Source organism: Euzebyella saccharophila, assembly GCF_014855495.1.
GTDB lineage: Bacteria > Bacteroidota > Bacteroidia > Flavobacteriales > Flavobacteriaceae > Euzebyella > Euzebyella saccharophila.
In genome coordinates this window covers 20,767-46,758 of sequence record NZ_JACYFJ010000007.1, presented here as the reverse complement: position 1 = coordinate 46,758, position 25,992 = coordinate 20,767, and the positions used below count along the sequence as shown (strand labels likewise).

The 25,992-nt window shown below is 39.5% G+C and carries 21 protein-coding genes and 1 tRNA gene; 18 read left to right on the top strand and 4 right to left on the bottom strand.

The window, feature by feature from the left end; genetic code table 11:
- The first annotated feature begins 13 nt into the window (after positions 1-13).
- The 14 genes from tamL (at position 14) to IL355_RS16810 (ending at position 16,378) form a co-directional block, all read left to right on the top strand.
- Entirely contained in the window at positions 14-2,626 is a 2,613-nt protein-coding gene (tamL, locus tag IL355_RS16875) for a translocation and assembly module lipoprotein TamL (protein WP_192463285.1), read from the top strand.
- A gap of 141 nt (positions 2,627-2,767) precedes the next feature.
- Positions 2,768-3,835, top strand: a complete 1,068-nt coding sequence (gene fbaA / locus IL355_RS16870) for a class II fructose-bisphosphate aldolase (protein WP_192463284.1) — start codon at positions 2,768-2,770, stop codon at positions 3,833-3,835.
- A gap of 33 nt (positions 3,836-3,868) precedes the next feature.
- Positions 3,869-4,729 carry an acetyl-CoA carboxylase, carboxyltransferase subunit beta gene (gene accD / locus IL355_RS16865; protein WP_192463391.1) on the top strand — a complete coding sequence of 287 codons (861 nt, stop codon included), beginning with the start codon at positions 3,869-3,871 and terminating at the stop codon, positions 4,727-4,729.
- Positions 4,730-4,863: 134 nt separating this feature from the next.
- Positions 4,864-6,582: a tetratricopeptide repeat protein gene (locus IL355_RS16860; RefSeq protein WP_192463283.1), complete on the top strand. Its 1,719-nt coding sequence runs from the start codon at positions 4,864-4,866 to the stop codon at positions 6,580-6,582.
- 128 nt (positions 6,583-6,710) lie between these two features.
- Complete coding sequence (gene rpsO / locus IL355_RS16855; protein WP_187458807.1) at positions 6,711-6,980, top strand: 30S ribosomal protein S15; 270 nt, start codon at positions 6,711-6,713, stop codon at positions 6,978-6,980.
- A gap of 188 nt (positions 6,981-7,168) precedes the next feature.
- On the top strand, positions 7,169-9,412 hold the full coding sequence (locus tag IL355_RS16850; protein ID WP_192463282.1) for a polyribonucleotide nucleotidyltransferase: 2,244 nt from the start codon (positions 7,169-7,171) through the stop codon (positions 9,410-9,412).
- A gap of 168 nt (positions 9,413-9,580) precedes the next feature.
- Positions 9,581-10,444 carry a sigma-70 family RNA polymerase sigma factor gene (locus IL355_RS16845; RefSeq protein ID WP_073180565.1) on the top strand — a complete coding sequence of 288 codons (864 nt, stop codon included), beginning with the start codon at positions 9,581-9,583 and terminating at the stop codon, positions 10,442-10,444.
- 227 nt (positions 10,445-10,671) lie between these two features.
- Complete coding sequence (locus IL355_RS16840; protein ID WP_192463281.1) at positions 10,672-10,905, top strand: VF530 family protein; 234 nt, start codon at positions 10,672-10,674, stop codon at positions 10,903-10,905.
- Between the two features lie 350 nt (positions 10,906-11,255).
- Positions 11,256-11,936, top strand: a complete 681-nt coding sequence (rpe, locus tag IL355_RS16835) for a ribulose-phosphate 3-epimerase (RefSeq protein ID WP_192463280.1) — start codon at positions 11,256-11,258, stop codon at positions 11,934-11,936.
- Positions 11,915-12,895, top strand: coding sequence for a YpdA family putative bacillithiol disulfide reductase (locus IL355_RS16830; RefSeq protein ID WP_192463279.1), 981 nt, complete (start codon positions 11,915-11,917; stop codon positions 12,893-12,895). The genes rpe and IL355_RS16830 overlap by 22 nt, the downstream gene beginning before the upstream one ends.
- A 100-nt stretch (positions 12,896-12,995) precedes the next feature.
- Positions 12,996-13,484, top strand: coding sequence for a hypothetical protein (locus tag IL355_RS16825; protein WP_192463278.1), 489 nt, complete (start codon positions 12,996-12,998; stop codon positions 13,482-13,484).
- A gap of 50 nt (positions 13,485-13,534) precedes the next feature.
- Positions 13,535-15,460 carry a tetratricopeptide repeat-containing sensor histidine kinase gene (locus IL355_RS16820; RefSeq protein WP_192463277.1) on the top strand — a complete coding sequence of 642 codons (1,926 nt, stop codon included), beginning with the start codon at positions 13,535-13,537 and terminating at the stop codon, positions 15,458-15,460.
- Positions 15,457-15,744, top strand: a complete 288-nt coding sequence (locus tag IL355_RS16815) for a hypothetical protein (protein WP_192463276.1) — start codon at positions 15,457-15,459, stop codon at positions 15,742-15,744. Before IL355_RS16820 ends, IL355_RS16815 begins: the two co-directional genes overlap by 4 nt.
- Entirely contained in the window at positions 15,734-16,378 is a 645-nt protein-coding gene (locus tag IL355_RS16810) for a response regulator (protein ID WP_192463275.1), read from the top strand. Before IL355_RS16815 ends, IL355_RS16810 begins: the two co-directional genes overlap by 11 nt.
- A gap of 74 nt (positions 16,379-16,452) precedes the next feature.
- Here IL355_RS16810 and IL355_RS16805 read toward each other — a convergent pair whose 3' ends face one another.
- A complete protein-coding gene (locus tag IL355_RS16805; RefSeq protein ID WP_192463274.1) occupies positions 16,453-18,864 on the bottom strand; it encodes an outer membrane beta-barrel family protein in 2,412 nt (803 codons plus the stop codon).
- A 200-nt stretch (positions 18,865-19,064) separates the two neighbouring features.
- Here IL355_RS16805 and IL355_RS16800 point away from each other — a divergent pair, with 200 nt between their 5' ends.
- From IL355_RS16800 to IL355_RS16785, 4 genes are read left to right on the top strand one after another with little or no spacing between them, the layout of a single operon-like run.
- On the top strand, positions 19,065-20,072 hold the full coding sequence (locus tag IL355_RS16800; protein ID WP_192463273.1) for a sensor histidine kinase: 1,008 nt from the start codon (positions 19,065-19,067) through the stop codon (positions 20,070-20,072).
- Between the two features lie 5 nt (positions 20,073-20,077).
- The gene (locus IL355_RS16795) at positions 20,078-20,782 is read left to right on the top strand and encodes a LytR/AlgR family response regulator transcription factor (protein ID WP_192463272.1); all 705 of its coding nucleotides are present in this window, start codon (positions 20,078-20,080) and stop codon (positions 20,780-20,782) included.
- Positions 20,783-20,794: 12 nt separating this feature from the next.
- Positions 20,795-21,679, top strand: coding sequence for a dienelactone hydrolase family protein (locus IL355_RS16790; RefSeq protein WP_192463271.1), 885 nt, complete (start codon positions 20,795-20,797; stop codon positions 21,677-21,679).
- A gap of 52 nt (positions 21,680-21,731) precedes the next feature.
- On the top strand, positions 21,732-22,805 hold the full coding sequence (locus IL355_RS16785; protein WP_192463270.1) for a nucleoside hydrolase-like domain-containing protein: 1,074 nt from the start codon (positions 21,732-21,734) through the stop codon (positions 22,803-22,805).
- Between the two features lie 561 nt (positions 22,806-23,366).
- On the opposite strand, the gene IL355_RS16780 is transcribed toward IL355_RS16785, so the two are convergent.
- From IL355_RS16780 to ftsZ, 3 genes are all read right to left on the bottom strand, one after another.
- Positions 23,367-23,440, bottom strand: a tRNA-Arg gene (locus IL355_RS16780).
- Between the two features lie 6 nt (positions 23,441-23,446).
- Positions 23,447-23,893, bottom strand: a complete 447-nt coding sequence (locus tag IL355_RS16775) for a GatB/YqeY domain-containing protein (protein WP_192463269.1) — start codon at positions 23,891-23,893, stop codon at positions 23,447-23,449.
- A gap of 115 nt (positions 23,894-24,008) precedes the next feature.
- Complete coding sequence (gene ftsZ / locus IL355_RS16770; protein ID WP_192463268.1) at positions 24,009-25,967, bottom strand: cell division protein FtsZ; 1,959 nt, start codon at positions 25,965-25,967, stop codon at positions 24,009-24,011.
- Positions 25,968-25,992: the final 25 nt, after the last annotated feature.

The following is a 25,992-nucleotide window of genomic DNA, read 5'->3' as shown; positions in this document are numbered from 1 at the left end:
AATTTTGGTGGCTATGTGTAAATCGTCGCGCTTTAAAGAAATCGGTGCTAAAATAAGCCTATTATTCCTAGCGGTTGCGATCAATGCATGCAACACTCTAAAACGGGTAGACGAAGATGAGCTATTACTTAGGGAAAACACCATTTTTGCAGACGGTGAAGAAATAAAGAATGAGGACATCAACAGTCTTATTTTACAAAAGCCCAACACACGAATTTTAGGGTACCCTTTAAGACTTAATCTTTACAATCTGGCAAAAAAAGACCCTGACTCTTCCTATCAGGCTTGGCTACATAAAAAAGAACATAGAGAAGAGCGTTTGGAGAAACTTCTCTCCAAAAAACAGGTAAACCGGCTTGGAGAATCATTTGTAGTGAAGGGACTGAGCGAATGGCTCAAAAAAATTGGGGAATCTCCCATAATTGTCGATACCACAAAGGCCCGAAGAACATTGGAGCGTTTAAGTGCTTACTACGGCAGCAAAGGATATTTTAATAATAATACCACCTATACTATAGATTCGCTTGATAAAAAACAACGTGCTAGCCTAGAATACAAAATAGAGCTGGGCAAACCTTTTTTCATTGATACCGTAAGCCACCGGATTAGCTCTAAAGCCATTGATTCCATTTATGAGGAACACCAAGAACTATCATTTGTTAAAGCAGGCACACAATTTGATTTGGCCGAATTTGCTCGGGAACGGGAACGATTAAGTACCATTTTTAGAAACAATGGAGTCTACAACTTTCAGGAAAGTTCTATTTCCTACGATATTGCAACGGATACAACCAAGGTAGCAGATGACCAACAAATGAATATTGAGTTGAATATTGACAACTTTAAAAGAAGGGGGGATTCTACCGTTACCTCCTCGGAATATAAAGTGTACAAATTTGACAAAATCAATATTTATACAGATTACCTTTTTAATGGTGAAGATGCTGAACAACAGTCCATTGAGTACGAAGACTATACCATTTATTACAAAAACAAACTGAGGTTTAAACCAAAGACGCTTGCCAATGCCGTGTTTTTTAAAAAGGACAGCATTTATAGAGAAATAGATCGGACCAGAACTTATAGACAAATAACCAACCTCGGGGTTTTTAAATATCCTACTATTACCTCCCAGCCTAGTCCAAATGGCGAAACCCTTGATGCCAATATTTATCTAGCCGCGAGGCCAAGGTACTCCCTAGGAACCTCTTTTGAGGTAACCCGTTCCAATATTCAGCAAGTAGGCTTGGCCTTAAGTCCCTCCCTTCAGGCCCGAAATTTATTTGGAGGTGCAGAAAACCTTGGTTTAGCAGGCAGGGTTAGCATTGGATCATCTAACGACCCCAGTATTATAGACAGCAGGTTTTTCAACATTCAAGAATACGGGGCAGATATTAATTTGGACATCCCAAGAATCTGGTTTCCCTTTTTAAACACTACAAAGCTTATTCCCAGCTATACCCTTCCCAAAACGCGGATATCCCTAGGAACCAGTTTTCAGAAAAATATTGGATTGGACAAGCAGACCTTTAATACCGTTTTAGGCTACAATTGGGTTCCTTCAGACTTTATAAAACACAATGTAGAACTTCTAAATGTACAATTTGTACGCAATGTAAATATTGATCGTTTTTTTAATGTTTACCGAAACTCCTATGAACAGCTTGACAACATCGCCAATAATTTTGACAGCTACTTGGACGAAGTCCAGTATCCTGAGTTGGAGGATTTTTTTGAATTAAACGGAGATTCCAGCAATCCAAGTTTAATTATTCCAGATGGAACTACCGGATTTACCCAGGCCATCTTGAATAGAGATGTCAACGCGACCGATGCCATTTATCAGTCCGTAAGTAGAATTGAGGAAAGAAGACAGCGATTGACCGAAAACAACCTGATCTTTGCCAGCAACTATACCCTTAACCTCAACAACAGGGAAGGCATTACGGATAATAATTTTTATCAGTTTCGTTTTAAATTGGAAAGTGCGGGCAACCTATTATCCACAATTTCACAGATTATCCCATTTGAAGAAAATGCCAATGAAGACAGATTGGTATTTGGGGTTCCCTATAGCCAATATATAAAAACCGAGTTCGATTATATAAAATATTGGAACGTATCACGAAATAACGTCATTGCTTTTAGAAGCTTTTTCGGAATTGCGATTCCCTATGGAAATTCTGATAACATTCCTTTCGTACGTAGTTATTTTGCTGGTGGGGCCAATGATATTAGGGCATGGTCTCCCTACTCTTTGGGTCCGGGCCGTACAGATGCCGTAAACGATTTTAACGAGGCCAACTTAAAAATAGGGCTTAATCTAGAATACCGGTTTCCCCTCATTGGAAATCTCAAAGGCGCTCTCTTTGCAGACGCAGGTAACATCTGGAATGTCTTTGATAACGTAGAAGACCCCGAAGCCACCTTTACCGGAATAAGCTCCTTAGAAGATATCGCCCTGGGTACCGGTTTTGGTTTGCGGTATGATTTTACCTATTTTGTATTAAGGGCCGATCTGGGTTTTAAGACCTATAATCCTGCAAATGATATATCGGATAGATGGTTGAACGATTTTAACTTCTCCAACGCGGTACTTCAAATTGGTATTAACTATCCATTCTAGCCCAAAAGAAATTCATTATTTATAGCTGGTACAACAAGGTAACTTCTTGTTACATCTGACCATCACAATCTTAAGTGAGCTTGGTCTTTAGAGATAATATTTTATTACTTTTGTTGCATTAAAATAGAAACCTAGAAAATTATGGCCCACAATATTAAACCCGGGGTTGCCACCGGAGAGGAAGTTCAAGAAATTTTTAATTACGCAAAAGAGAAAGGTTTTGCCCTTCCCGCAGTAAACGTAATAGGCTCCAATACGATTAATGGAGTTCTGGAGACTGCCGCAAGTCTAAACGCTCCCGTAATTATTCAATTCTCCAATGGAGGTGCCCAGTTTAATGCTGGTAAAGGTCTTTCCAATGAAGATCAAAAGGCTGCCGTCTTAGGTGCTGTTGCTGGCGCAAAGCATGTACATCAATTGGCAGAAGCCTACGGTGCCACTGTAATTTTGCACACGGATCACTGTGCCAAAAAATTATTGCCATGGATAGATGGTATGCTGGATGCCAGTGAAAAGCATTATGCCGAAACGGGAAAATCCCTTTTTAGCTCTCATATGATCGATTTATCCGAAGAGCCTATTGAAGAGAATATTGAAATCTGTAAGGGTTATTTGGAGCGAATGGCCAAAATGGACATGACCTTGGAAATAGAACTTGGTATTACAGGTGGTGAAGAAGATGGTGTGGACAATTCTGATGTGGACGACTCTAAATTGTACACCCAACCTGAAGAAGTTGCATATGCCTACGAAGAACTTTCTAAAGTAAGCCATAGATTTACTATTGCTGCGGCTTTTGGAAATGTTCACGGAGTTTACAAACCTGGCAATGTTAAACTAACACCAAAAATCCTTAAAAACTCACAAGAATTCATTTCCGAAAAGTATGGAGTAGAGCACAACCATATAGATTTTGTTTTCCATGGTGGTTCTGGTTCAACTGTAGAAGAAATTAGGGAAGGCATAAGCTATGGAGTGATCAAAATGAACATAGATACAGATTTGCAATATGCTTTTCTATCTGGAGTTCGTGATTATGTTCAAGGCAAAAAAGACTATTTACAGTCGCAAATAGGTAACCCAGACGGTCCTGATGAGCCTAACAAAAAAGTTTATGACCCAAGGGTTTGGCTAAGGGAAGGAGAAAAAGCGTTTACAGAGCGTTTAAAAAAGGCTTTTGAAGACTTAAACAACGTAAACACCCTATAGTAAGAATAATCCGCTAACGATAATATGGAGAATATGACGGCTTGGTTCAGAAGAAAGGAGAAGGGCATTCAAACGGCTACCGAAGAAAAAAAAGACACCCCAAAAGGCCTTTGGTACAAATCGCCTACCGGGAAGATTGTTGAGTCTGAGGAGCTAGCCAAAAATTTCTATGTTAGTCCAGAAGATGACTACCATGTTAGAATAGGCAGTAAGGAATATTTTGAAATAATTTTTGATGACAATAAGTTTAAGGAATTAGATACCAAACTTACATCTAAGGACCCCTTAAAATTTGAGGACACCAAAAAATACGCAGACCGTTTAAAGGACGCCCAAAAGAAAACCAGCCTTAAGGATGCCGTTCGCACAGCGGTTGGTAAATCTTTAGGTAAAGATTTGGTGGTGGCCTGTATGGATTTCAGCTTTATAGGTGGATCCATGGGAAGCGTTGTTGGAGAGAAAATTGCACGTGCCATTGACCACTCCATCAAGAAAAAGATTCCTTTTTTAATGATTTCAAAATCTGGGGGTGCCCGTATGATGGAAGCGGCCCTATCATTGATGCAATTGGCCAAAACATCGGCTAAATTAGCGCAATTGGCAGATGCCAAAATTCCGTACATTTCTTTATGTACAGACCCTACAACGGGTGGCACCACCGCATCTTACGCCATGTTAGGAGATATAAATATTTCTGAGCCCGGTGCCTTGATCGGTTTTGCCGGTCCAAGGGTAGTCAAAGATCTTACCGGTCAAGATTTACCGGAAGGGTTTCAAACTGCAGAATTTCTTCAAGAACATGGGTTCTTGGATTTTATTTCGCACAGAAGGGACCTTAAGAAAAAAGTGAATCTATATTTAGACCTCATACAGAACAATCCGGTGAGAAGTTAATTTTATATTTCGCCTAGGCGGATAAAAAATTAGCCATCAGATGATTAAATCCCGCTACTTCAAATAAGTAGCGGGATTTATTTTATATTGCAGTCTGTTCCGTTCCCCTTTTGTTTAATTTTAATTCTACTTAAATGAAAGTGGTCTATTTACTTACCATTGCTTTACTGTTCACCCTCTCAGCCTGTAAAATTGATAAAGAGCCAAAAAAAGAGTTGCCCCAAATGGTCTCTATTGGATGTAAGCCTATAACTACAGATGCAGATTGGTATAAAACAAATCAGAAAGCTCCTATAATTGAAGGACTGAATGTACTTCATGTTCCAACAAGTACAAATGACAGCTTGGCCCAAGTGTATTTTAACCAAGGTTTGGTGTTGGCTTACGGCTTCAACCATGCCGAAGCTGCTCGATCCTTCTATTACGCCACCAAGCTAGACCCCCAATTTGCTATGGGCTATTGGGGCTACGCCTATGTTTTGGGCCCTAATTATAATGCCGGAATGGAAGCGGACAACTATTCTCGAGCATTTGAAGCCGTAAACCAAGCTAAAAATTTGTCCACCAACCTAACTGAAAAAGAAAAAGGACTTATTAATGCTTTAGCAAAAAGGTATTCAAAAGAACCTCCTGAAGACCGATCAGATCTTGACCAAGCCTATTCAGAAGCTCTGAAGGAACTATCAAAACAATTTCCAGATGATGCTAATATACAAACACTGTATGCCGAAAGCATCATGGACCAACACCCCTGGGATCTATGGGAGAGTAATGGAGATCCTAAGAATTGGACATCGGAAATTATTTCACATTTGGATAAGGCCCTGAAAATTAACCCTGATCACCCTGGTGCGCACCACTTTTACATTCATGCCGTAGAAGCCTCAAAAAATCCAGAAAAAGCACTCTCTAGCGCACAAGCATTTGATGAAGACCTAGTTCCTGGGGCGGGACATTTAGTTCATATGCCTTCGCACATTTATATTAGAACCGGGGATTACCACAAAGGCACGGTATCCAATTTAAGAGCGGTAAAAGTAGATAGCTCTTACGTTTCTGCCTGTAATGCCCAAGGGGCCTACCCCTTGGCCCTATACCCTCACAACTATCATTTTATGGCCGCAACGGCCACTTTGGAAGGGAATAAAAAAATAGCACTGAAAGCTGCCAACAAAGTAGCTTCCCAAGCCAATTTACAATTAATGAAAGAACCTGGCTGGAGCACTATTCAACATTTTTATACCATTCCCTACCATATAAATGTAAAGTTTGCGGAATGGGAGGCAATTTTAAAAATACCCGATTTGGACCCCAGTTTAAAATATCCCGCCGCCATAAGAAATTATGCCCGCGGCTTGGCATTCATAGGCCTCCATGACCTTGAGAAAGCCAAATTGGAACTAGACAAGTTAAAAAGTTTGGCCATAGATCCAGAACTTAAGGAAGTAACCATTTGGGACATTAATTCCGTAGATGTTTTGGTTAAAATTGCGGAGCGTATTTTAGAGGCTGAAATATGGGCAAAGGAACTTAACTTTGAAAGAAGTATAGAATTACTTTCGGAAGCTGTAATCCTTGAAGACCAGCTCAATTATAATGAACCCCCGGATTGGTTCTTTTCAGTAAGACATCACCTAGGGGCTGTGCAATTAGAAGGAAAAAAATATGAGGATGCCATTGTCACTTACATGCAAGACTTAAAAAAGTTCCCAAAAAATGGGTGGGCACTTCACGGCCTGCAAACGGCCTATAAAGCATTACAGTTTGAGGAGGAAATTCAAGAAACAAACAACCTATTGAAACAAATATGGGCCACCGCAGACATTGAATTATCTTCCTCCAGAATATGGTAACCAAACTCTTCACACAAGGTATTTCAATAAAACTGCTTTTTTCACCATGGAATAACTAAATAATAGTATCTTTGCGCCCTGATTGAAAATCAATCGGATACATAATAATCATTAAAAACAATATTGGCATGTATTTAGACAAAGAAAAGAAAGCCGAAATTTTTAAGCAATACGGCGGCAAAGAAGAGAACACAGGTTCTACTGAAGGTCAGATTGCATTGTTCACGTACAGAATCAACCACTTGACAGAGCATTTGAAAAGAAATCAAAAAGACTATAATACAGAGCGTTCCTTGGTTCGTTTGGTAGGTAAAAGAAGAAGTCTTTTAGATTATATGATCAAGAATGATATTGTAAAATATCGTGAACTGATCAAAGAATTAGGTATCAGAAAATAAAGTTATAAAGGGACTGATTTTTTTCAGTCCCTTTTTTATTTACATAAAGTCCTCTATCTTAGAGGCAAATTCAAAAAGCTTCACATAGTTTTTCATTGGTCAACACAACACAACAACTCCGGCCTATTAAATTGTCCGGTAAGACCATTGTTTAACAGTTCGCACAAATGCGAACGTAAATCACATTTATGATTCCAAAAGTATTTAAAGAGGTCATAGACCTTGGTGACGGTAGGGAAATTACTATCGAAACCGGAAAATTAGCGAAGCAGGCGCACGGTTCCGTGGTGGTGAGCTCCGGAAAATGTATGTTATTATGTACCGTAGTTTCCAACTATAAGGCCTCTGATGTAGACTTCCTTCCCCTAACGGTAGATTACAGGGAAAAATTTGCAGCTGCAGGACGTTATCCCGGCGGTTTCTTTAAAAGGGAAGCACGACCAAGTGACGGGGAAGTTCTTACAATGCGCCTAGTAGACCGCGTTTTACGCCCATTGTTTCCAAAAGATTATCATTCTGAAACCCAGGTGATGATCCAATTAATGTCTCATGACGAAAACGTAATGCCAGATGCTATGGCCGGTTTGGCCGCATCTGCAGCTATTCAACTTTCAGATTTCCCTTTTGAATGTCCAATTTCAGAAGTGCGAGTGGGTAGAATCAATGGTGAATTTATCATTAACCCAACTTTTAAGCAGTTAGAAGAATCTGATATTGACATGGTTATTGGTGCTTCTGCCGATTCTGTTATGATGGTTGAGGGTGAAATGAAAGAGATTTCCGAAGAGGAAATGACAGAGGCTATCAAATTTGCCCATGAAGCCATTAAGGTACAATGTGAGGCACAAGTAAAATTGGCCGAAGCTTTTGGTAAAAAGGAAGTTAGGGAGTACGAGCCAGAAAGAGAAGATGCAGATCTCGAGAAAAAGGTGCACAGTCTAACCTATGACAAAGTGTATGAGATTGCTAAGGCAGGTTCGGCCAAACATGAAAGAAGTGCTGCTTTTCAGGCTATTAAAGAAGAAGTAATCGCTTCTTTCTCAGAAGAAGAACAAGAAGAATACAACGGTTTGATCAGTAAGTATTTTTACAAAGCTGAAAAAGCTGCTGTTAGAGATCTAACGTTAAATGAAGGATTACGTTTAGATGGCCGTAAGACAGATGAAATTCGTCCAATCTGGTGTGAGGTCGATTATCTTCCTTCTACCCACGGTTCAGCTATCTTTACGAGAGGAGAAACACAGGCTTTGGCAACGGTAACTTTAGGAACTTCTAGAGATGCCAACCAGATAGATATGCCCTCTTATGAAGGAGAAGAGCGTTTTTACCTGCACTATAATTTCCCTCCTTTTTCAACAGGAGAAGCTAGACCCATAAGAGGAACCTCTAGAAGGGAAGTAGGTCACGGTAACTTGGCGCAAAGAGCTTTGAAAGGAATGGTTCCTGAAGATTGCCCGTACACGGTAAGAGTTGTTTCCGAAATATTGGAATCCAATGGTTCCTCTTCCATGGCAACCGTTTGTTCAGGTACTATGGCTATGATGGATGCCGGTGTTCAATTGAAGAAACCAGTTTCAGGAATCGCCATGGGGTTGATTACCGATACGGAAAGCGGTAAATATGCCGTACTTTCGGATATTTTAGGTGATGAGGATCATTTGGGAGACATGGACTTTAAGGTAACCGGTACAGCAGACGGTATCACCGCTTGCCAGATGGATATTAAAGTTAAAGGCCTTTCCTATGAAATTTTGGTAAACGCCCTTAATCAAGCCAAGGATGGAAGGTTACATATCTTGGAGAAATTGACTGACACCATTGCCACTCCAAACGGAGACGTTAAACCACACGCTCCTAAAATGGTTACCAGAATTATACCTAATGAATTTATCGGAGCGCTGATCGGCCCAGGCGGTAAAGTCATTCAAGAACTTCAGAAAGAAACGGATACTACTATTGTTATTAATGAAGATCCTGTTACAGAAGAAGGAATTGTTGAGATTCTTGGTACCAATCAAGATGGCATAGACGCAGTGTTGAGAAAAATTGATTCTTTAATGTTCTCCCCTGAAGAAGGAAGCGTTTATGAGGTGAAAGTAATAAAAATGCTAGATTTTGGTGCCGTGGTAGAATACCAAGAAGCGCCTGGAAACGAAGTATTACTGCACGTTTCAGAATTGGCATGGGAACGCACTGAAAATGTGAGCGATGTAGTAAACATGGGAGATGTCTTTGATGTTAAGTACATGGGTATAGATTCGCGTACCAAAAAGGATAAGGTTTCAAGAAAAATTCTTCTTCCTAAACCTGAGGGCTACAAAGAAAGACCTCCACGTAATAACAACGACCGTAATCGCGGTAGGGACAACAATCGTGGCAGGGATAACAATCGCGGTAGAGATAACAGGGACCGAAAGCCTAGAAGGGACTAATTCTCTGTATTTTAAATATTTAAAAGCCTCGAAATTTTCCTTTCGAGGCTTTTTTATGCCATTTAGCTAAAATTTCAAGTTTTTTTTACCCTCATGTAACATTTCTATGTTTTTTACGTATAAGTATATGCAACTATGCATAACGCACGTAACAGAAAGGAAATTTAGATGAGACAGCTTAAGATTACAAAACAGGTAACCAACCGTGAAACGGCGTCTTTGGACAAGTACTTGCAAGAAATTGGCAAGGTAGATTTGATTACTGCAGATGAAGAAGTAGAATTGGCACAACGAATCAAGGCAGGCGACCAGATCGCTCTTGAAAAACTTACAAAAGCCAACCTTAGATTCGTAGTATCCGTTGCCAAGCAGTACCAAAACCAAGGATTGACCCTACCTGATTTGATCAATGAAGGTAACTTAGGTCTTATTAAAGCAGCTCAAAGATTTGATGAAACCAGAGGTTTTAAATTCATATCTTACGCTGTTTGGTGGATTAGACAATCTATTTTACAAGCTTTGGCAGAGCAATCAAGAATTGTTCGTTTGCCATTGAACAAGATTGGTTCCATCAACAAAATCAACAAGACATTTGCATTTTTGGAGCAAGCCCACGAGCGTGTTCCTTCAGCAGAAGAGATTGCAAAGGAATTGGACATGACCGTGGAGGATGTAAAACAATCCTTAAAAAACTCAGGTCGTCATGTTTCTATGGATGCCCCATTAATTGACGGTGAGGATTCCAATCTTTATGATGTACTTAGAAGTGGTGAGTCTCCAAATCCCGATAAAGAGCTTTTACACGAATCTTTAAGAACGGAAATTGAAAGAGCCTTGGAAACTTTGACCCCTAGGGAAGCGGATGTTATCCGTCTTTATTTTGGATTGGCAGGACAACATTCCATGACTTTAGAAGAAATTGGAGAAACGTTTGACCTTACAAGAGAAAGGGTTCGCCAAATCAAGGAAAAGGCAATCAGAAGATTGAAGCATACTTCTAGAAGTAAAATACTTAAAACCTATCTAGGTTAGAAAATACCATTTGTGAATTACACGTTAAATTATCCTTAAATTGGAAATTTGGCATATTAGTTGTAATTTTGAAAGTAACAACAGTTATCATGACTGTTCGTTTTTTGATTGATGAATAAACTCCGGCTGATTACCGGAGTTTTTTCATTTTAGGACATTACTCAACTATGTCAAAAAACTGTACAGTTACGTGCTTTATATTTAAAACTAAAAACCCACCTATCACCATGAAAAAAGAATCTCAACCGAACAATCCGTTACATGGTGTAAAATTGGCAGATATTCTAGTGTATCTTTCCCAGAAATACACATGGGAAGAATTGGCTTCGCTAATTGACATTAACAGCTTTAAAAATAATCCCTCTATAAAATCCTCGCTTAAATTTCTACGAAGAACACCTTGGGCACGAGAAAAAGTGGAGCGCTTGTACCTCAATTCGATAAGAAAGGAAAAGAATTAAAATATCTGCAAACGAGGTAACAAGATTTTTTCAAAAAATTATAGAGTTTTCTTCCCAACACAAAAATAGATTTGATAATACCAAAGAAATTTGAGCTTTCTAAAATAGTACTGAAAAGAGCCAGTTGGAATATCGGCACTATAACAAATTAAATCCCTATAATATTTACCTGCCATCTCTATAAAACAGTCTACGCATCCTTCCTACTAAAAAAATAAGTTTTCAACCCTTTGGAAGACTAGAATAGTTACCATTTACATTTCTAATGGTCATATAAAACTAAACAAGGAAACAGAGAACCCAACAAATACCATTTCCTTACTTTTGTATAAGAATTGAAGCAGTACGCAATGAATAAATCTAAAATAGCCCCTTCCCTACTGGCAGCAGATTTTGGCAATCTACAACGAGATGTAGAAATGGTGAACCAAAGCGAAGCAGATTGGCACCATATAGATGTTATGGACGGTATGTTCGTGCCTAACATTTCATATGGAATGCCCGTTATAAAAGCCATTGCCAAACATGCCACCAAACCTTTGGATGTTCATTTAATGATTGTAGATCCGGACAGGTACATACAAACATTTGCAGATTTAGGTGCTACCTACCTCACGGTGCATTATGAAGCATGTACACACTTGCACAGGACCGTTCAAGCCATAAAAGATGCGGGAATGAAGGCTGGGGTGGCCTTAAATCCACATACCAATGTAAACCTGCTTAAAAATATTATCAAAGATTTGGATTTGGTGCTTATCATGAGCGTAAATCCAGGGTTTGGTGGTCAGAGTTTTATAGAGAACAGTTATGAAAAGATAACGGACGCCAAGGAACTTATTAAAATGAACGATTCCAAGGCGGTGGTAGAGGTAGACGGCGGTGTTACGGCTAAAAATGCTAAGGCTCTTATAAAGGCAGGTGCCGATGTTCTGGTTGCCGGAAGTTTCATCTTTAAGAGCGACGAGCCACAAAAAACTATTAAGGACCTAAAAGCAGCAACAGATAAATGGAGCATTTTCGAATTGTAATTATTGGCGGAGGTCCCATAGGTATTGCATGTGGATTGGAAGCTCAAAAAAAAGGATTGAGTTATGTAATCCTTGAAAAAGGCCCTATAGTCAACTCCCTTTTCAATTACCCTATAAACATGCAATTTTTCTCTTCCTCGGAAAAATTGGAAATTGACAACATTCCATTTATTAGCAAGGAAGCCAAACCTAAGCGAAACGAAGCCTTGGAATATTACAGAAGAATTGTCACCTCAAATAACCTCAACATTCGGCTATTTGAAAAAGTGGCCCATGTTGAAAAGCAAAACGAACAATTTTCCATTACCACCAACAAAACAAACTACACGGCAGACAAGGTAATTATAGCAACAGGTTTCTATGATATCCCAAATACCATTGATGTTCCCGGAGAAAACTTACCAAAGGTTTCCCACTACTACAAAGACCCTCATTTCTATGCAAGTCAGAAATTAGCAGTCATTGGAGCAAGTAATTCCGCTATTGATGCCGCATTGGAATGCTACCGAAAAGGATCGGAAGTTTCTCTTATCATCAGAGGCCCGGAAGTGGGTAAGCGCGTAAAGTATTGGGTAAGGCCAGATATCATCAATCGCATAGAAGAAGGTAGTATTAAAGCCTATTATGATACTACCGTAAAAGAAATAAAAGAACATTCATTGGTTTTGAACACTCCGGAGGGCGATAAAGAAATAGAAAATGATTTTGTGCTGGCTTTGACCGGCTACAAACCTAATTTTAAATTTCTGGAGGCGGTGGGAATCGAACTCACTAACGATGAAAAAAAGCTACCAAAATACAATCCGGATACCATGGAGACCAATATAGGCGGTCTTTATCTTGCAGGAGTAATTTGTGGGGGCATGGAAACCCATAAATGGTTTATTGAAAACTCAAGAGTACATGCCCAAATGATTGTATCATCTATACTCAAGGAGCAGGTCATTACCAACCAGTAATTTGCCACCCCTGTTTTCAGGGGTACACAAAAGGCTGAAACAAGTGTATTTCTAAGCGCGGCAAATTTTCACATTTGTTGTGAACAAAAAGCCTATAGAAATGAAATACATGTACCCCAAGTTGTTAGCCGTTTGTCTAGTTGTAGCTATTTATTGTAACAATCGTTCCGTAAAAAATTACCAGTCCGCAAGAGATGGCCATGGTTATCATCTCATTGTAAAAAGAGGCGCTTTCCACGATGACAGGTTTGACCTATATAAGAACAAAATAAGGTATACCCCAGATACTTTTGAAAGTAAAGCCGATGCCAAATACAATCACTATACAGAAACCTATTTAGACTCATTACCGACCTTAGGATTCTTTAAAAAATTGGAGGTGGAAGGATTCTGGGAGCTAGATGACCATTATCCTACCGAAACTTCCTGCCCTAGCCAACTGATTGTCACATTAAAACACGACAAAAAATCAAAAACCGTAATTTGCGATGATTTTTCAAATGACTGTCCTGATTTGATTAAATATATTGACAAAAAAGTGGTTGAGATGGAAGGTAATGACTTACATCGAATTTACACCCCAGGTTAATATACATCCAATAGATAGTCTTAAACTGATTAGTTTTAATAGCCATACAGTTGAACAACCAAACATTAAAAGTCTTACTTATATTCTCCCTTACCATTGTTCTGGGAAAGGGAGTATGCGCACAAAACAATAGCGAAGAGCAACAAATAAGCTTTTCCACGGAACCCAATGAGCGCGACACTTCTTTGAACCGCTATTACCGGACTTTAACAGATTCGGTATATGGTCCCAATAGGTTTTTGGCGATTATGAAGTTGGCCGGACACCATATAGATAAGGCCAACTCAGACAGTATTATTCAATATGGGAACAAGTACCTTATAGAGATACGCCATTGGAATGCAGACAGCCTAGCCAAATCAAGACACTTTTCTAAGGCCTACTATATTTTAGGCATTGGAAGTAGATTTAACGGTCTATTGGACAATGCCACCAAATGGCATATTCAGGGAATTAAGGAAGCCGAAAGCTCCTTACAAAAAGAGTTTTTATTTAGAAACAAAATAGGGTTGGCCAACACCTACAATCTTAAACAAGAACCACAGAAGGCCATAGAAATTCTGGAACCCATTATTGATGATTTAGTTGGCGAGTATCAAATCCTATTACCAAAAGCAATTACTTTTTTAGGAGATGCCTATTACGTACAAAAAAAGTATACTAGAGCCCAGGAAATATACAACAATGGGCTACAGAAGGCACGGGAGCAGAAAGATGATAGACAAGCGCTAACCCTGGAACTTAAGTTAGGTTCCTTAGCGGAATTGGACGAGGATTATGACAAAGCTTTTGAGCTTTATAACACTGCCCGTGAAAAGGGCATGCAAGAAGGGTTTCTCAATATCTATTTTGAAGGAACCATACGCATGGGAGAACTCTTTTATCGCGAAAAGAACTTTGACGCCGCTAATGCCGCACTTTCGGTCGCCTATTTTAATGCTATTCAAAGAGATAATCTTTATTACCAAAAAGAAATTTTAGACATTCAGAGAAAAGTTTTCAATGCAAAGGAAGACTATAGCAATGCCTATGCTGTCATGACGCAAATGGCGGGTATTAATCAACAGATAGCCCATAGACAACAGCAAAAAGTGATTAAAGAACTGGAAATACAATATGAAACCTTAGAAAAAGACAAGGAAATAAGTGAATTGGAAGAAAACCAGATTTTAAAGGAGGCGGAACTAAAGGCACAACGGACTATTAAAAATGCCATCCTTATAGGATTTCTTGTGGTACTCATACCTGTTCTGGGATTATTATACGTTTACTATCAAAAGATACAAGCACAAACAGAACTTGCAAAAAAGAAAGAGGAAGTCAACATTCAAAAATTACAGGCATTAAAGAAAGATCAGGAACTGGACCTCATTAAAGCATCCATTGAAGCTCAAGACGAAGAGCGAAAGCGAATAGCCCAAGAATTACACGATAGTATTGGAGGTAACCTAGCGGGAATAAAACTTCAAATTTCCGGAGAAGAAAACAATACTGATAATTGGAATACCATCAAGCACCAATTGGATGAAACCTATCAGCTAGTGAGGAATATTTCCCACACGTTAATTCCCAAAAAATTCAAGGAAAAACCTTTTACACAACTCATCTCAGATTATATCGATACCATATCCATCAATGGAAATTTAAAAGTAAGTTTTCATAAGTATCCAAACGAAGAAATCAACGCATTAAAAGATGCTCTACACCTGCAACTATATAAAATAATTCAAGAATTGATGACCAATACCATAAAACATGCCCAGGCAGACCATGTATCCATCAATCTTACCTTGACTGAAAACGAATTATCTCTCTTATTTGAAGATAATGGCGTGGGGTTTGATTCCAAAAATACAACCAATGGTATCGGTCTTGAAAATGTAAATAGTCGCGTACAAGAATTAAACGGTACGCTTCAAATAGATTCAAGCGTTAACAGGGGCACGGTGGCCGTTATAAATATTCCCATCACATGAAAGTTATAGCCCTGCTATTGGTCTTGGCATTTCAGTGGTTTGGATACCAACTTTTCAATCATCTGAGAATCAAAAACGCAAAAACATTCTTGCTTTTGCTGGTAATTGCCAATTACCTTTGGGTTATTCCTTTGTGGTTTTATCCAGAAAGACAGACCATGGATTGCGGTTTAACAACTCTGGGCATACACTTATTTTTCATTTTCACAGGAGTCCCATTAGCCCTGTTCCTACATATCACCCATTATTTTAAAACTAAAAAATTATCCCTAAATGAGTTTTAATATTATTATTGCCGATGATCACCAAATGTTTATTGACGGACTCTTGAGTATCTTACATGAGGACAACGAACTGCATGTGACTACCACGTTTAAAAACGGGGCACAAGTATTGAAGTTTTTGGAAATCAATGGCACTCAAGAACTTCATTTATTGATTACGGACCTTACAATGCCCGAAGTAGATGGTATTGAACTAAACAGCATTGTTAAAGATACCTATCCAACATTAAAAACTTTGGTGGTAAGCATGCATATTGATGGCGGTATGATAGACCGATTAATCAAAAATAATGTGGACGGATATGTTCCTAAAAATGCGGAGAAGGATGAGCTCCTACAGGCCATCCATACTATTTTAAAAGGGGATAAATACTTCTCTTCAGAAATTAAAAAGGCCTACACAGATGCGATGTTTGAAAACAGAAAGCAAGAAGAAGTTCACCTTACCGAAAGGGAAAAAGAAGTTTTGAAGCTTATTGCGGAAGAATACACCACACAAGAAATAGCAGATTCCCTATTTCTTAGCAAACACACGATTGAGAGCTACAGGAAAAACCTAATCTCTAAACTCCAAGTAAAAAATCTTGCGGGCCTTACCAAACACGCTATCAAAATGGGATTGTTGAGGGAGTAAAAAAAAGGCCAAATGCCATGGCTCAAGTCAAAAAAACCATCATTGCATTTGGCCAACCAACAAACTATTTTCGGTTAAAATCTTCTTCGTTGCCCAGAATATTGCATGGCCTCCCCTTTGCCAAAGCCATAGCTAAAACCTAACGCAATAAACCTTCCTCGCAGTCTTCTATTAAAGACTTCATTGGTTATTTGATTGTTGTTTGTTTGGGTCAAAAGACTTTCATTTATTCTGGAAGCAAATAAATCCCTAACACTTAAGTTTAAAACCGCCTTGCCTTTCATAATGTTCTTACGCACTCCCATATCCATGAAAAGAATATCAGCCACTTTACTTTGAACCGTTCTATAACTAGATTGGTAATTTCCAGTCATCTCTAGATCAAAATCAGCCGGCAGCTTTACTTTTGTCATCAGTTTGGAAGTCCATTGGTCTCCAGAAAAGTCAAATTCTTGCTCATTAAAAACCCCATCCCTACTAAAGGAGCTGTAGTTAAAATCCCCATTGAGGGTCAACCAGTTTAAAGGACTATACTTAGCATTGAACTCTATACCCGTAGAATTATTGGTTCCAATATTTTCAGGTCTTACGGTAGTAACATTATCTTCAAAGGTTGATACCCTTTCTATCACATCACTGGTGTAACGGTGGTACACGCCAAAGTTCAGGGAAGCTTTACCCAAAATGTATATGCTGGTAATTTCATAGGAATCTGTGAACTCTGGTTGTAGGTCAGGGTTTCCCTGTCTTATAAAAAAGTTGTTCCTGGGATTAAAGAAAGGATTTAAGTCCCACATTCTTGGTCTATAGATTCTTTTGGAATAGCCTGCCTGTAAAGAAATTTTATTACTGAATTTATAGGAAGTATGTGCACTGGGAAATAGATTTATAAAATCTTGGTCATTTGCCTGCCCTGTAGTGGCCAAAAAGGTGCTCAAATCTGTATGCTCCAGACGGAGTCCCCCCTTCACTCCCCATTTTTCACCCTCGTAGGAGCCCGTACCATACACCCCCAAAACGTTTTGTTGGTAGTCGAAAATGTTGGTAAGATCAGGGTCATTTACATAAGCCCCATTCACCAAATTATTAAGCTCATAATCATTACTCACATCGTTCAGCACATATTGCGCTCCGGTTTCTATGGTAACCTCATCAGTCAAAGGGTTGGTATAATCCAACTTAAATGTAAAGACAGACTCTTTAAAGTCAGTTCTGGTCTGCTGATTTAAATCCCTGTTTTCTCCTGAAACGGTGGCATTGCTAAATTCTGAAGATTGATCTTTTCCAAAAAAATTGCCCAAACCACTAAACAGAAGGGTATGTTCGTCATTTTCCTCATCAAAGTTTTTCTTGTACTGAAGCTCATATTGAAATTTTGGATTTCTAGCATCGGTCACTTCGGTACGTTCCCACTGTGAAACCAATGAGTTAGTGGCATCATACTCAGCAAAATTGGTGGTAGAAGGTTGGTCCTCCATTTCAAGGGCAAAATTACCCGATAAGGTCAACACGTTCATATCGTTGATATGATAATCCGTTCCCAATACCAGGTTATAGTAGTTCTCATTTCTATATTCATCGCCAATACTGGTAATGGTGGTATTATCTATTAGGTTTAGGTTTCTGTTTTCCACCTCGGTAGGTATATCCCGTACCCCCACTCCGATCTGACTGAAAAGATTGAACTTTTCTGTTCTTCTGTTGAGACTTACTCCAACGCTATGACCAGCAGGCGTACCTGTATTTACAGAAATGGAACCATTAAGTCCCTTTCGTTCCTCTTTCTTTAATACAATGTTGATAATTCCAGAAGTACCCTCAGCTTCATATTTAGCAGAAGGATTGGTAATAACTTCCACTCGCTCTATCATATCAGCGGTAATAGTTCCCAAGGCATTGCCTTCTTCACTAGCAATAATCGAGGGCTTACCGTTAATGAGCATTTGCACCCCTTGGCTTCCCCTTAAACTTACCTGACCTTCAATATTTACATTTACCGATGGCACGTTATTTAGCACTTCCAACGCGCTTGCACCCGTACTGCTCAGGTCTTTACCAACATTGAACACACGTTTATCCAACTTAAATTCCGTTCTGCTTATTTCTCCCTCAACAACCACCTCCTGTAGCTGCTCAGCATCCTCTGCCAAGAATATTTCTCCCAAATCCATTACAGTAGTTCGGGTGGCAGGTTGTCCAAAGGTTTTTGATTGAAATCCTAAAAAACCTATCTCCACATAAAAATTATCAGCTGTTGTTTCAATGTTAAAGGCTCCATCATCTCCTGTTGTACCTCCGGTGATAGGTTGTTTAGTTTCACTATCTGCCACCATAACGGTAGCAAAAGCAATTGGAATACCACTACCCTGTTCTATGACTTTTCCTTTAATGGTGATAGGAGGTGCTTCTTGAGATCTGATGGTAGGACTTACAAGAAGTAACAGGGCCGCCAACAGTGGGAGGTAAAATTTATTTTCTGGTATCATTGTAATTTTCTTGTTGATTTGAATAGGTCAAATATGCAATGGATTATAGGATGTAGAAATTCAAATCCGTAAACGACAGAACTAAACCAGTAAACGACAAATGTTAGGCTTGGAGCCAGCTATGCGTCGTTAAGGGTAAAAAACTTGTTGTTTAGGATATTGCATTTGAAGTACTTGGTGCAAATTTTTAGTTTTATAAGATGAATACATCTTTCATTACAAGGGGAGAGCTTTTATTTCAAGCCATTCTTCATATCATAGTTTTCCTTTTTTATTCTTTTGACAGGAACAATCCGGGCATTTCCTATGACCATTTCCTGTTTTTTGCTATCTATACCATTGCTTCCGTAATTATCACCTACTACCTAATGCCCAAATATCTCTATAAAAAGAGATATGGGACATTTACAGGTTTGACCATATGTGTTTTTTTTACCGTAATTATGATTGAAGAACTTCTGGAAACAGTACTTTTTCCTGGTACGATAAGGGCAAGTATTGTTCCCGGTATTTACTACGCGTTTTTTGATATTCTACCGGTCTTGGCCATTTTAGCCGGATTTAAATTTGCGTGGGATGCCATTGGCAGCCAACAGGAAGTAGAAAAACTTAGAAACTACGTGCAGGAAAGCGAGCTGCAGTTTTTAAAGTCACAGATAAATCCACACTTCCTTTTCAACAACTTGAACAATCTCTATTCCTACGCTTTGGAAGGGTCTTCCAAAACCCCTGAAATTATCCTTGAAATGAGTGGTGTTCTAAGATATATGCTCTATGAGTGTAAAGAAAAACTTGTACCCCTAAACAAAGAAATAGAACAACTTAGTAACTTTATAAAGCTATATAAATTACAGATTGAAGAAAGAGGAAAGGTTAACTTTACGGAAGGCACCATGGACTCCGGATTTAAAATTGCGTCTCTTATTCTGGTAGTTTTCATTGAAAACGCATTTAAGCATAGTCAATCTGGACAGTCTAAAGATATTGAGATTGATATTGAGGTAAGCATGGAAGACAACCATTTGACGTTTGTGTGTAAAAATAATTTTGAACAGGTTACCAGTATGGACACCGTGGCGAAAGGAATCGGGTTAAAAAATGTTAGAAAAAGATTGGAACTGTTATACCCCGATAAACATAAGCTTGAAATTAAGGAAACTCACAACCAATTCGCTGTATTCCTTACTATGCAGTTGGAAAAAATGTAATCCCTATGCGATGTATCATCATTGAAGATCAACCGCCTGCTCAACGTATCTTGAAAAAATACATTGATGATATGGGCGCATTGGAACTAAGAGGTGTTTTTTCCGATGCCATACAAGCCATGGAGTTTATTGGCAAGGAACCTATAGACCTCATGTTTTTGGACATTCATCTACCAAAAATTTCGGGGATAGACTTTTTAAAAAGTATGCAAAATCCTCCAAAGGTAATTCTTACCACAGCTTTTCCGGATTACGCTTTAGAGAGTTATGAGTTTAACGTGGTAGATTATTTATTGAAACCTTTTTCTTTTCAACGTTTTGTTAAAGCCGTTTCCAAGGTAAGCCTCAAAACAATTATACCCCAAGGTGATACGGTAGCTGTTTCTTCCAAAGAGCACCCCAAGGAAATCTATATCAAGTCCGGATACGAACATATAAAAGTTGTAATTGCCGATATCATTCATATTGAATCCGATGCCGATTATACCGAAATCATCATCGAACATAAAAAGCACCTTTCCAGTGAATCATTAAAATTCTGGGAAGATACCCTTCCGTCAGATCAATTCTTTCGCATACACCGATCCCATATTATCAACACGGAAAAGATTGAAAAACTTGTAGGCAATCAAGTCTACTTACTCAATGGGAGTATTCTCCCAATTGGCAGGGCCTATAAGGATGAATTTGTAAAGCGAATTTTAAACTAAAAAGAGCACCCTATGAAACCGTTAAAAAAAGAACAGATCCAACAAGAGGTTTTTGATCTCTATGATGCCTACGCCCATAACAAACTGCAAAGACGGGAATTTTTAGAGAAACTATCACTCTATGCCGTAGGTGGCATTACCGTTGCTTCCTTGATGAGTTTCTTAATGCCCAATTATAAGGATACCCTTCTTGTTCCTAAAGACGACCCCCAACTTGACTCCAAGACTATTAGCTATAATTCTCCCAACGGAGGAGGCAAAATTAAGGGCTTGCTCTCCAAACCAAAAGAATTTAAGGGTAAGCTGGGTGGTATTGTCGTAGTACACGAAAACAGGGGACTTAATCCCTATATTGAAGATACTGCCAGGAGAGCGGCCTTATCAGGTTTTATCACATTGGCACCGGACGCCTTGAGTCCCCTGGGAGGATATCCAGGAAACGATGACGAAGGAAGGGAAATGCAACGTAAAAGAGATCGCAATGAAATGTTAGAAGATTTTATTGCCGCTTATAATTATTTAAAGAACCACAAGGATTGTTCTGGTAAAATTGGTGTCGTAGGTTTTTGTTTTGGTGGGTGGATATCAAATATGATGGCGGTAAAAGTAGAGGATTTGGCTGCGGCAGTTCCCTTCTACGGCGGTCAACCTACCGAGGATATTGAAAACATCAATGCTCCCCTAATGCTTCAATTTGCCGGCTTGGACGAAAGGGTAAATGCCGGCTGGCCCGCTTATGAAAAAGCGTTAAAAGAGCATAATAAGGAGTACGTAGCATACACCTACCCAGATGTGAACCACGGTTTTCACAATACATCTACCCCAAGATATGATAAAGAAGCGGCAGAATTGGCATGGGGACGGACCATTGATTTCTTTAAAAAACACCTGCAATAGGATACATCTACCAATGAAGTAACTAAACAGCCTTATAAAGAGCGAAACTAAAATGAACGGACTCATCAAGGTCTCTTTAATTCTATGGTGCATACAGTCAAGCAATACTTTGCTAGGCTACCAACCACCTGAGAACCTGGAAACCACTTTTGATGTGATTATTGATACCGACTTAGGAGGAGACCCAGATGATATACAATCATTGTTCAGGGCCGTACATTATAGTGACATTCTAAAGATAAAGGGGATTATTTCTACCCCCAACAGTGATAAAAACCACCATCCTTGGGATACCATACCTAACGTAAACCTCATTAAGAATTGGGTTAAACGTATTGATGTAGATTACTTAAGAAGGAAAGGATACACTCACCTCATGACCGAAGAGGAACTATTACTTTCAGTAAAGGAAGGTTCCCAATCAAAAGGCGCACCTTCAACTTTGCGTTCATCTGAAGGCTCTAATTGGATTATAGCAACAGCCCGTAATTATACCAGAGACCAACCATTGTGGATTTTGGTTTGGGGTAGTATGACCACCACGGCCCAAGCTCTTCATGACGCCCCGGACATTGCAGATAAAATAAGAATATACTATATAGGCTCCACCAATACCCTACACGATACCGAAAGCAGGAATTTCGTATTTAATTTTATGGAAAAGGAATTTCCGAATTTATGGTGGATCGAAAATGGAGTACTGCCCAAAGGCAGTCATGAAACATTTAGAGGAGTCTACCAATTGGGAAAACAAGAGGGGGAATGGGCATATACCTCATTCATCACTGCCAACATAAGAAAACATGGTTCTTATCATGCCGGAATGTTCAAAGAAAAAAATGGAGATATTTTTCCTACGGCAAATTACCCAAAGAACAGTTTAAAAGAAGGGGACAGCCCTTCCCTACTCTATTTGATTTCTCCTGTCTTAGGAAATGTAGGTAAGGTGAACGACCCCACCCAAGAAAGTTGGGGAGGTCAGTTCAGGCATTTTGACGCCAAAAAATATCCTAATTACTATGTGGACCTAGACCTACCTCCAAAAGAATGCCAAATGACCATTGCCAAATGGCGGCAAGATTTTCTAAATGACTGGAAGCTTAGATGGGACCGATACGAGAAATAGTAAGCTATAATTCTCATTAATTTTAGCTCTTTTTAAAGAATGAGCTAAAAAATCCATCAGAAAAAAGGAGCTACACTCACCCTTCCTCACTAAGCTCCGCTCGAGAAATAAACAACTTCTGGAGGATTGGCTCCCTGCGCTCGCCCTTCCTCTCAAAGCTCCGATTAGGAAATAAGACAACTTTTGGAGGATTGGCTCCCCTTCGCTCGCCCTTCCTCTCAAAGCTCCGATTAGGAAATAAAACAACTTCTGGAGGATTGGCTCCCCTGCGCTCGCCCTTCCTCTCAAAGCTCCGATTAGGAAATAAAACAACTTCTGGAGGATTGGCTCCCTGCGCTCGCCCTTCCTCTCAAAGCTCCGATGAGGAAATAAAACAACTTCTGGAGAATTGGCTCCATGCGCTCGCCCTTCCTCTCAAAGCTCCGATGAGGAAATAAAACAACTTTTGGAGGATTGGCTCCCTGCGCTCGCCCTTCCTCTCAAAGCTCCGCTTTGAAAATAATTCAAACAAAAAAACGCTCAAGCAGGCTTGGCGTTTTTTCTTGTCGAATTATTTATTCGTGACCCAGGGAGGATTCGAACCCCCAACCCTCAGAGCCGAAATCTGATATTCTATCCAGTTGAACTACTGGGCCGTAATTTTATGCTAATTTTTGCTTCACTATGGCAGATATGGTCTTACCATCAGCTTGCCCTGCCAATTCCTTGGAGACAATACCCATGACCTTTCCCATATCCTTCATACCTTCCGCTCCTATAGAATCTATTGTTTGAACTACTACCTTTTCTATTTCCTCCTCGGTCAATTGTTCCGGTAAAAATTGCTCAATTACCGCAACTTGAGCTAATTCAGGTTCTGCCAAATCATCCCTTCCCTGTTCCTTAAAAATAGCGGCACTATCCTTACGTTGCTTCACTAATTTTTGAACTAGCTGTATCTCTTCCTCTTCCGTCATTTCAGCACCTGATCCACTGGTCTGGGCCAAGAGTAAAGCCGATTTTATGGCACGTAATGATTCTAAAGCAACCGAATCCTTGGATTTCATAGCTACTTTCATCTGCTCCATTACTTTTTGCTGTAAGCTCATCTCTTTTATTTTTAAGGACTGCGAAGATAAAAAATAAACCCGAAAAATTGATTATTTTTTCGGGTTTAGGATTGAGTTAGCACAGTAAGTGTAAGGTCCTTCTAAGACCTTGACCTTAATCTACGTTATCGTGTAAAAATGAATTATTAGAACGCAATTGAATATCATCGTTACTATCAGACCCTAAAGTAGTTCTGGAAACCCTACCTTCATTATTTCTAGAATCACTTAGGTCAATTCCCTGTCTTTTATAAGCAGGTTGCTTCTCTATTTCATCTATACTACTTACACTATTTTGAAATTTATAATTAAAGTCCTTAAGTTTTCTTCTTCTCTCATCTGCCCTCTCCTTAAGTAATTCTTCGATAGGACTGTTCATTGGATCCACTTCGGTTTCTTGTACACGTTGGGGAGCTCCGCCTTGGGAAACTGGCTTCACGGCCTTTTTTTCAATCATTAACTCCTCTTCTACCACTTCCTGTTCCGGAGATGGTTTCGCATTGTTCAACCTGTTTTCCAATTCCATATAATCCCCAAGACTATGACGCGTCTCACCCTTGCTGTTATGTTTTGCAGTAGGAACAACTTCTTTGGGGTTTCTTACTTCTATATTCCTAATGTCATCATCAAGATTAAAAGTAATAACGTTCTCCTTGCTCTCTTCCTCTTCTTGCACGCTATTAGGAAGTGGCATATCAAAACTCATGGTAATCTGCTCCTCTTTCAAGCGGTCAAACTCCACGGTAATAGGGTCTACCACCTCAATATCGTGTAAGGACGTTTTTGATTCTATGATGACAAAATCATCATCCAAAACCTCTGGTTTCTTCTCCACCTTTTCAACTACCTCTTCATAGAAAACATTGAAGTTTTTAATGTAATTGGTAGTTTTCACCAAATCCATACCCAACTCCACTTCTTCCTCCTCTTCGATCAAGGTGTGCTTAATAACAGGCTCACGTACCTCTTCCTCCTCTACCAAATGGTGAACGATATTTCTATTATTGCTTAAATCTTGTTGCGCTTTTTGCTCGTCTTCAAGCGTATGGATGATTTTTTTGCTTTCGGTATTTACGATATCATCTTGCTGATCTACATTAAACCCTGTAGCAATTACGGTAACGGCTATTGCTTCTCCCAAATCTTGGTCTTCACCAACACCCATAATAATGTTGGCTCCGTGACCGGCCTCTGTTTGAATATGATCGTTGATTTCTCCGATCTCATCTATGGTAATCTCTTGAGAACCCGAAACAATCAATAAGAGTACGTTCTTGGCCCCTTTGATCTTATTATCGTTCAATAGTGGAGAGTCCAAAGCTTTCATGATCGCTTCGTTGGCCCTTGCGGAACCACTTGCAATGGAAGAGCCCATAATGGCCGTACCACTATTGGAAAGTACCGTTTTGGCATCCCTAAGGTCAATATTCTGGGTATAGTGATGCGTAATTACTTCTGCTATTCCTCTTGCAGCCGTAGAAAGCACCTCATCTGCTTTGGAGAACCCTGCCTTGAATCCAAGGTTTCCGTACACCTCCCTTAATTTATTATTGTTGATGACGATAAGCGAATCTACATTGGAACGCAGCTTTTCTATTCCAATCCTTGCTTGCTCGCATCTCATCTTACCTTCAAACTCAAAAGGCATGGTAACAATGCCCACGGTAAGCACGTCCAATTCTTTTGCCTGCTTTGCGATAACAGGAGCGGCACCAGTACCCGTTCCTCCACCCATTCCTGCAGTGATAAAAATCATTTTTGTTGTTGTGGAAAGCATCTGCTTTATTTCTTCCATACTTTCCATAGCGGCCTGCTCCCCTACTTCAGGGTTGGCACCTGCGCCCAATCCTTCGGTCAAGGAAACGCCCAACTGAATTTTGGTTGGCACCGGGCTATTGCCCAGAGCCTGGGAATCTGTATTACAGATAACAAAATCCACTCCGTTTATTCCCGATTGGAACATGTGGTTAATGGCATTGCTACCACCGCCACCTACTCCAATCACTTTTATTACGTTACTTTGATTCTTGGGGAGATCAAAGGATATTCCATCAAATTCCGTGTTGCTGCTCATAGTTATTTTTTATTACTGGTTAATG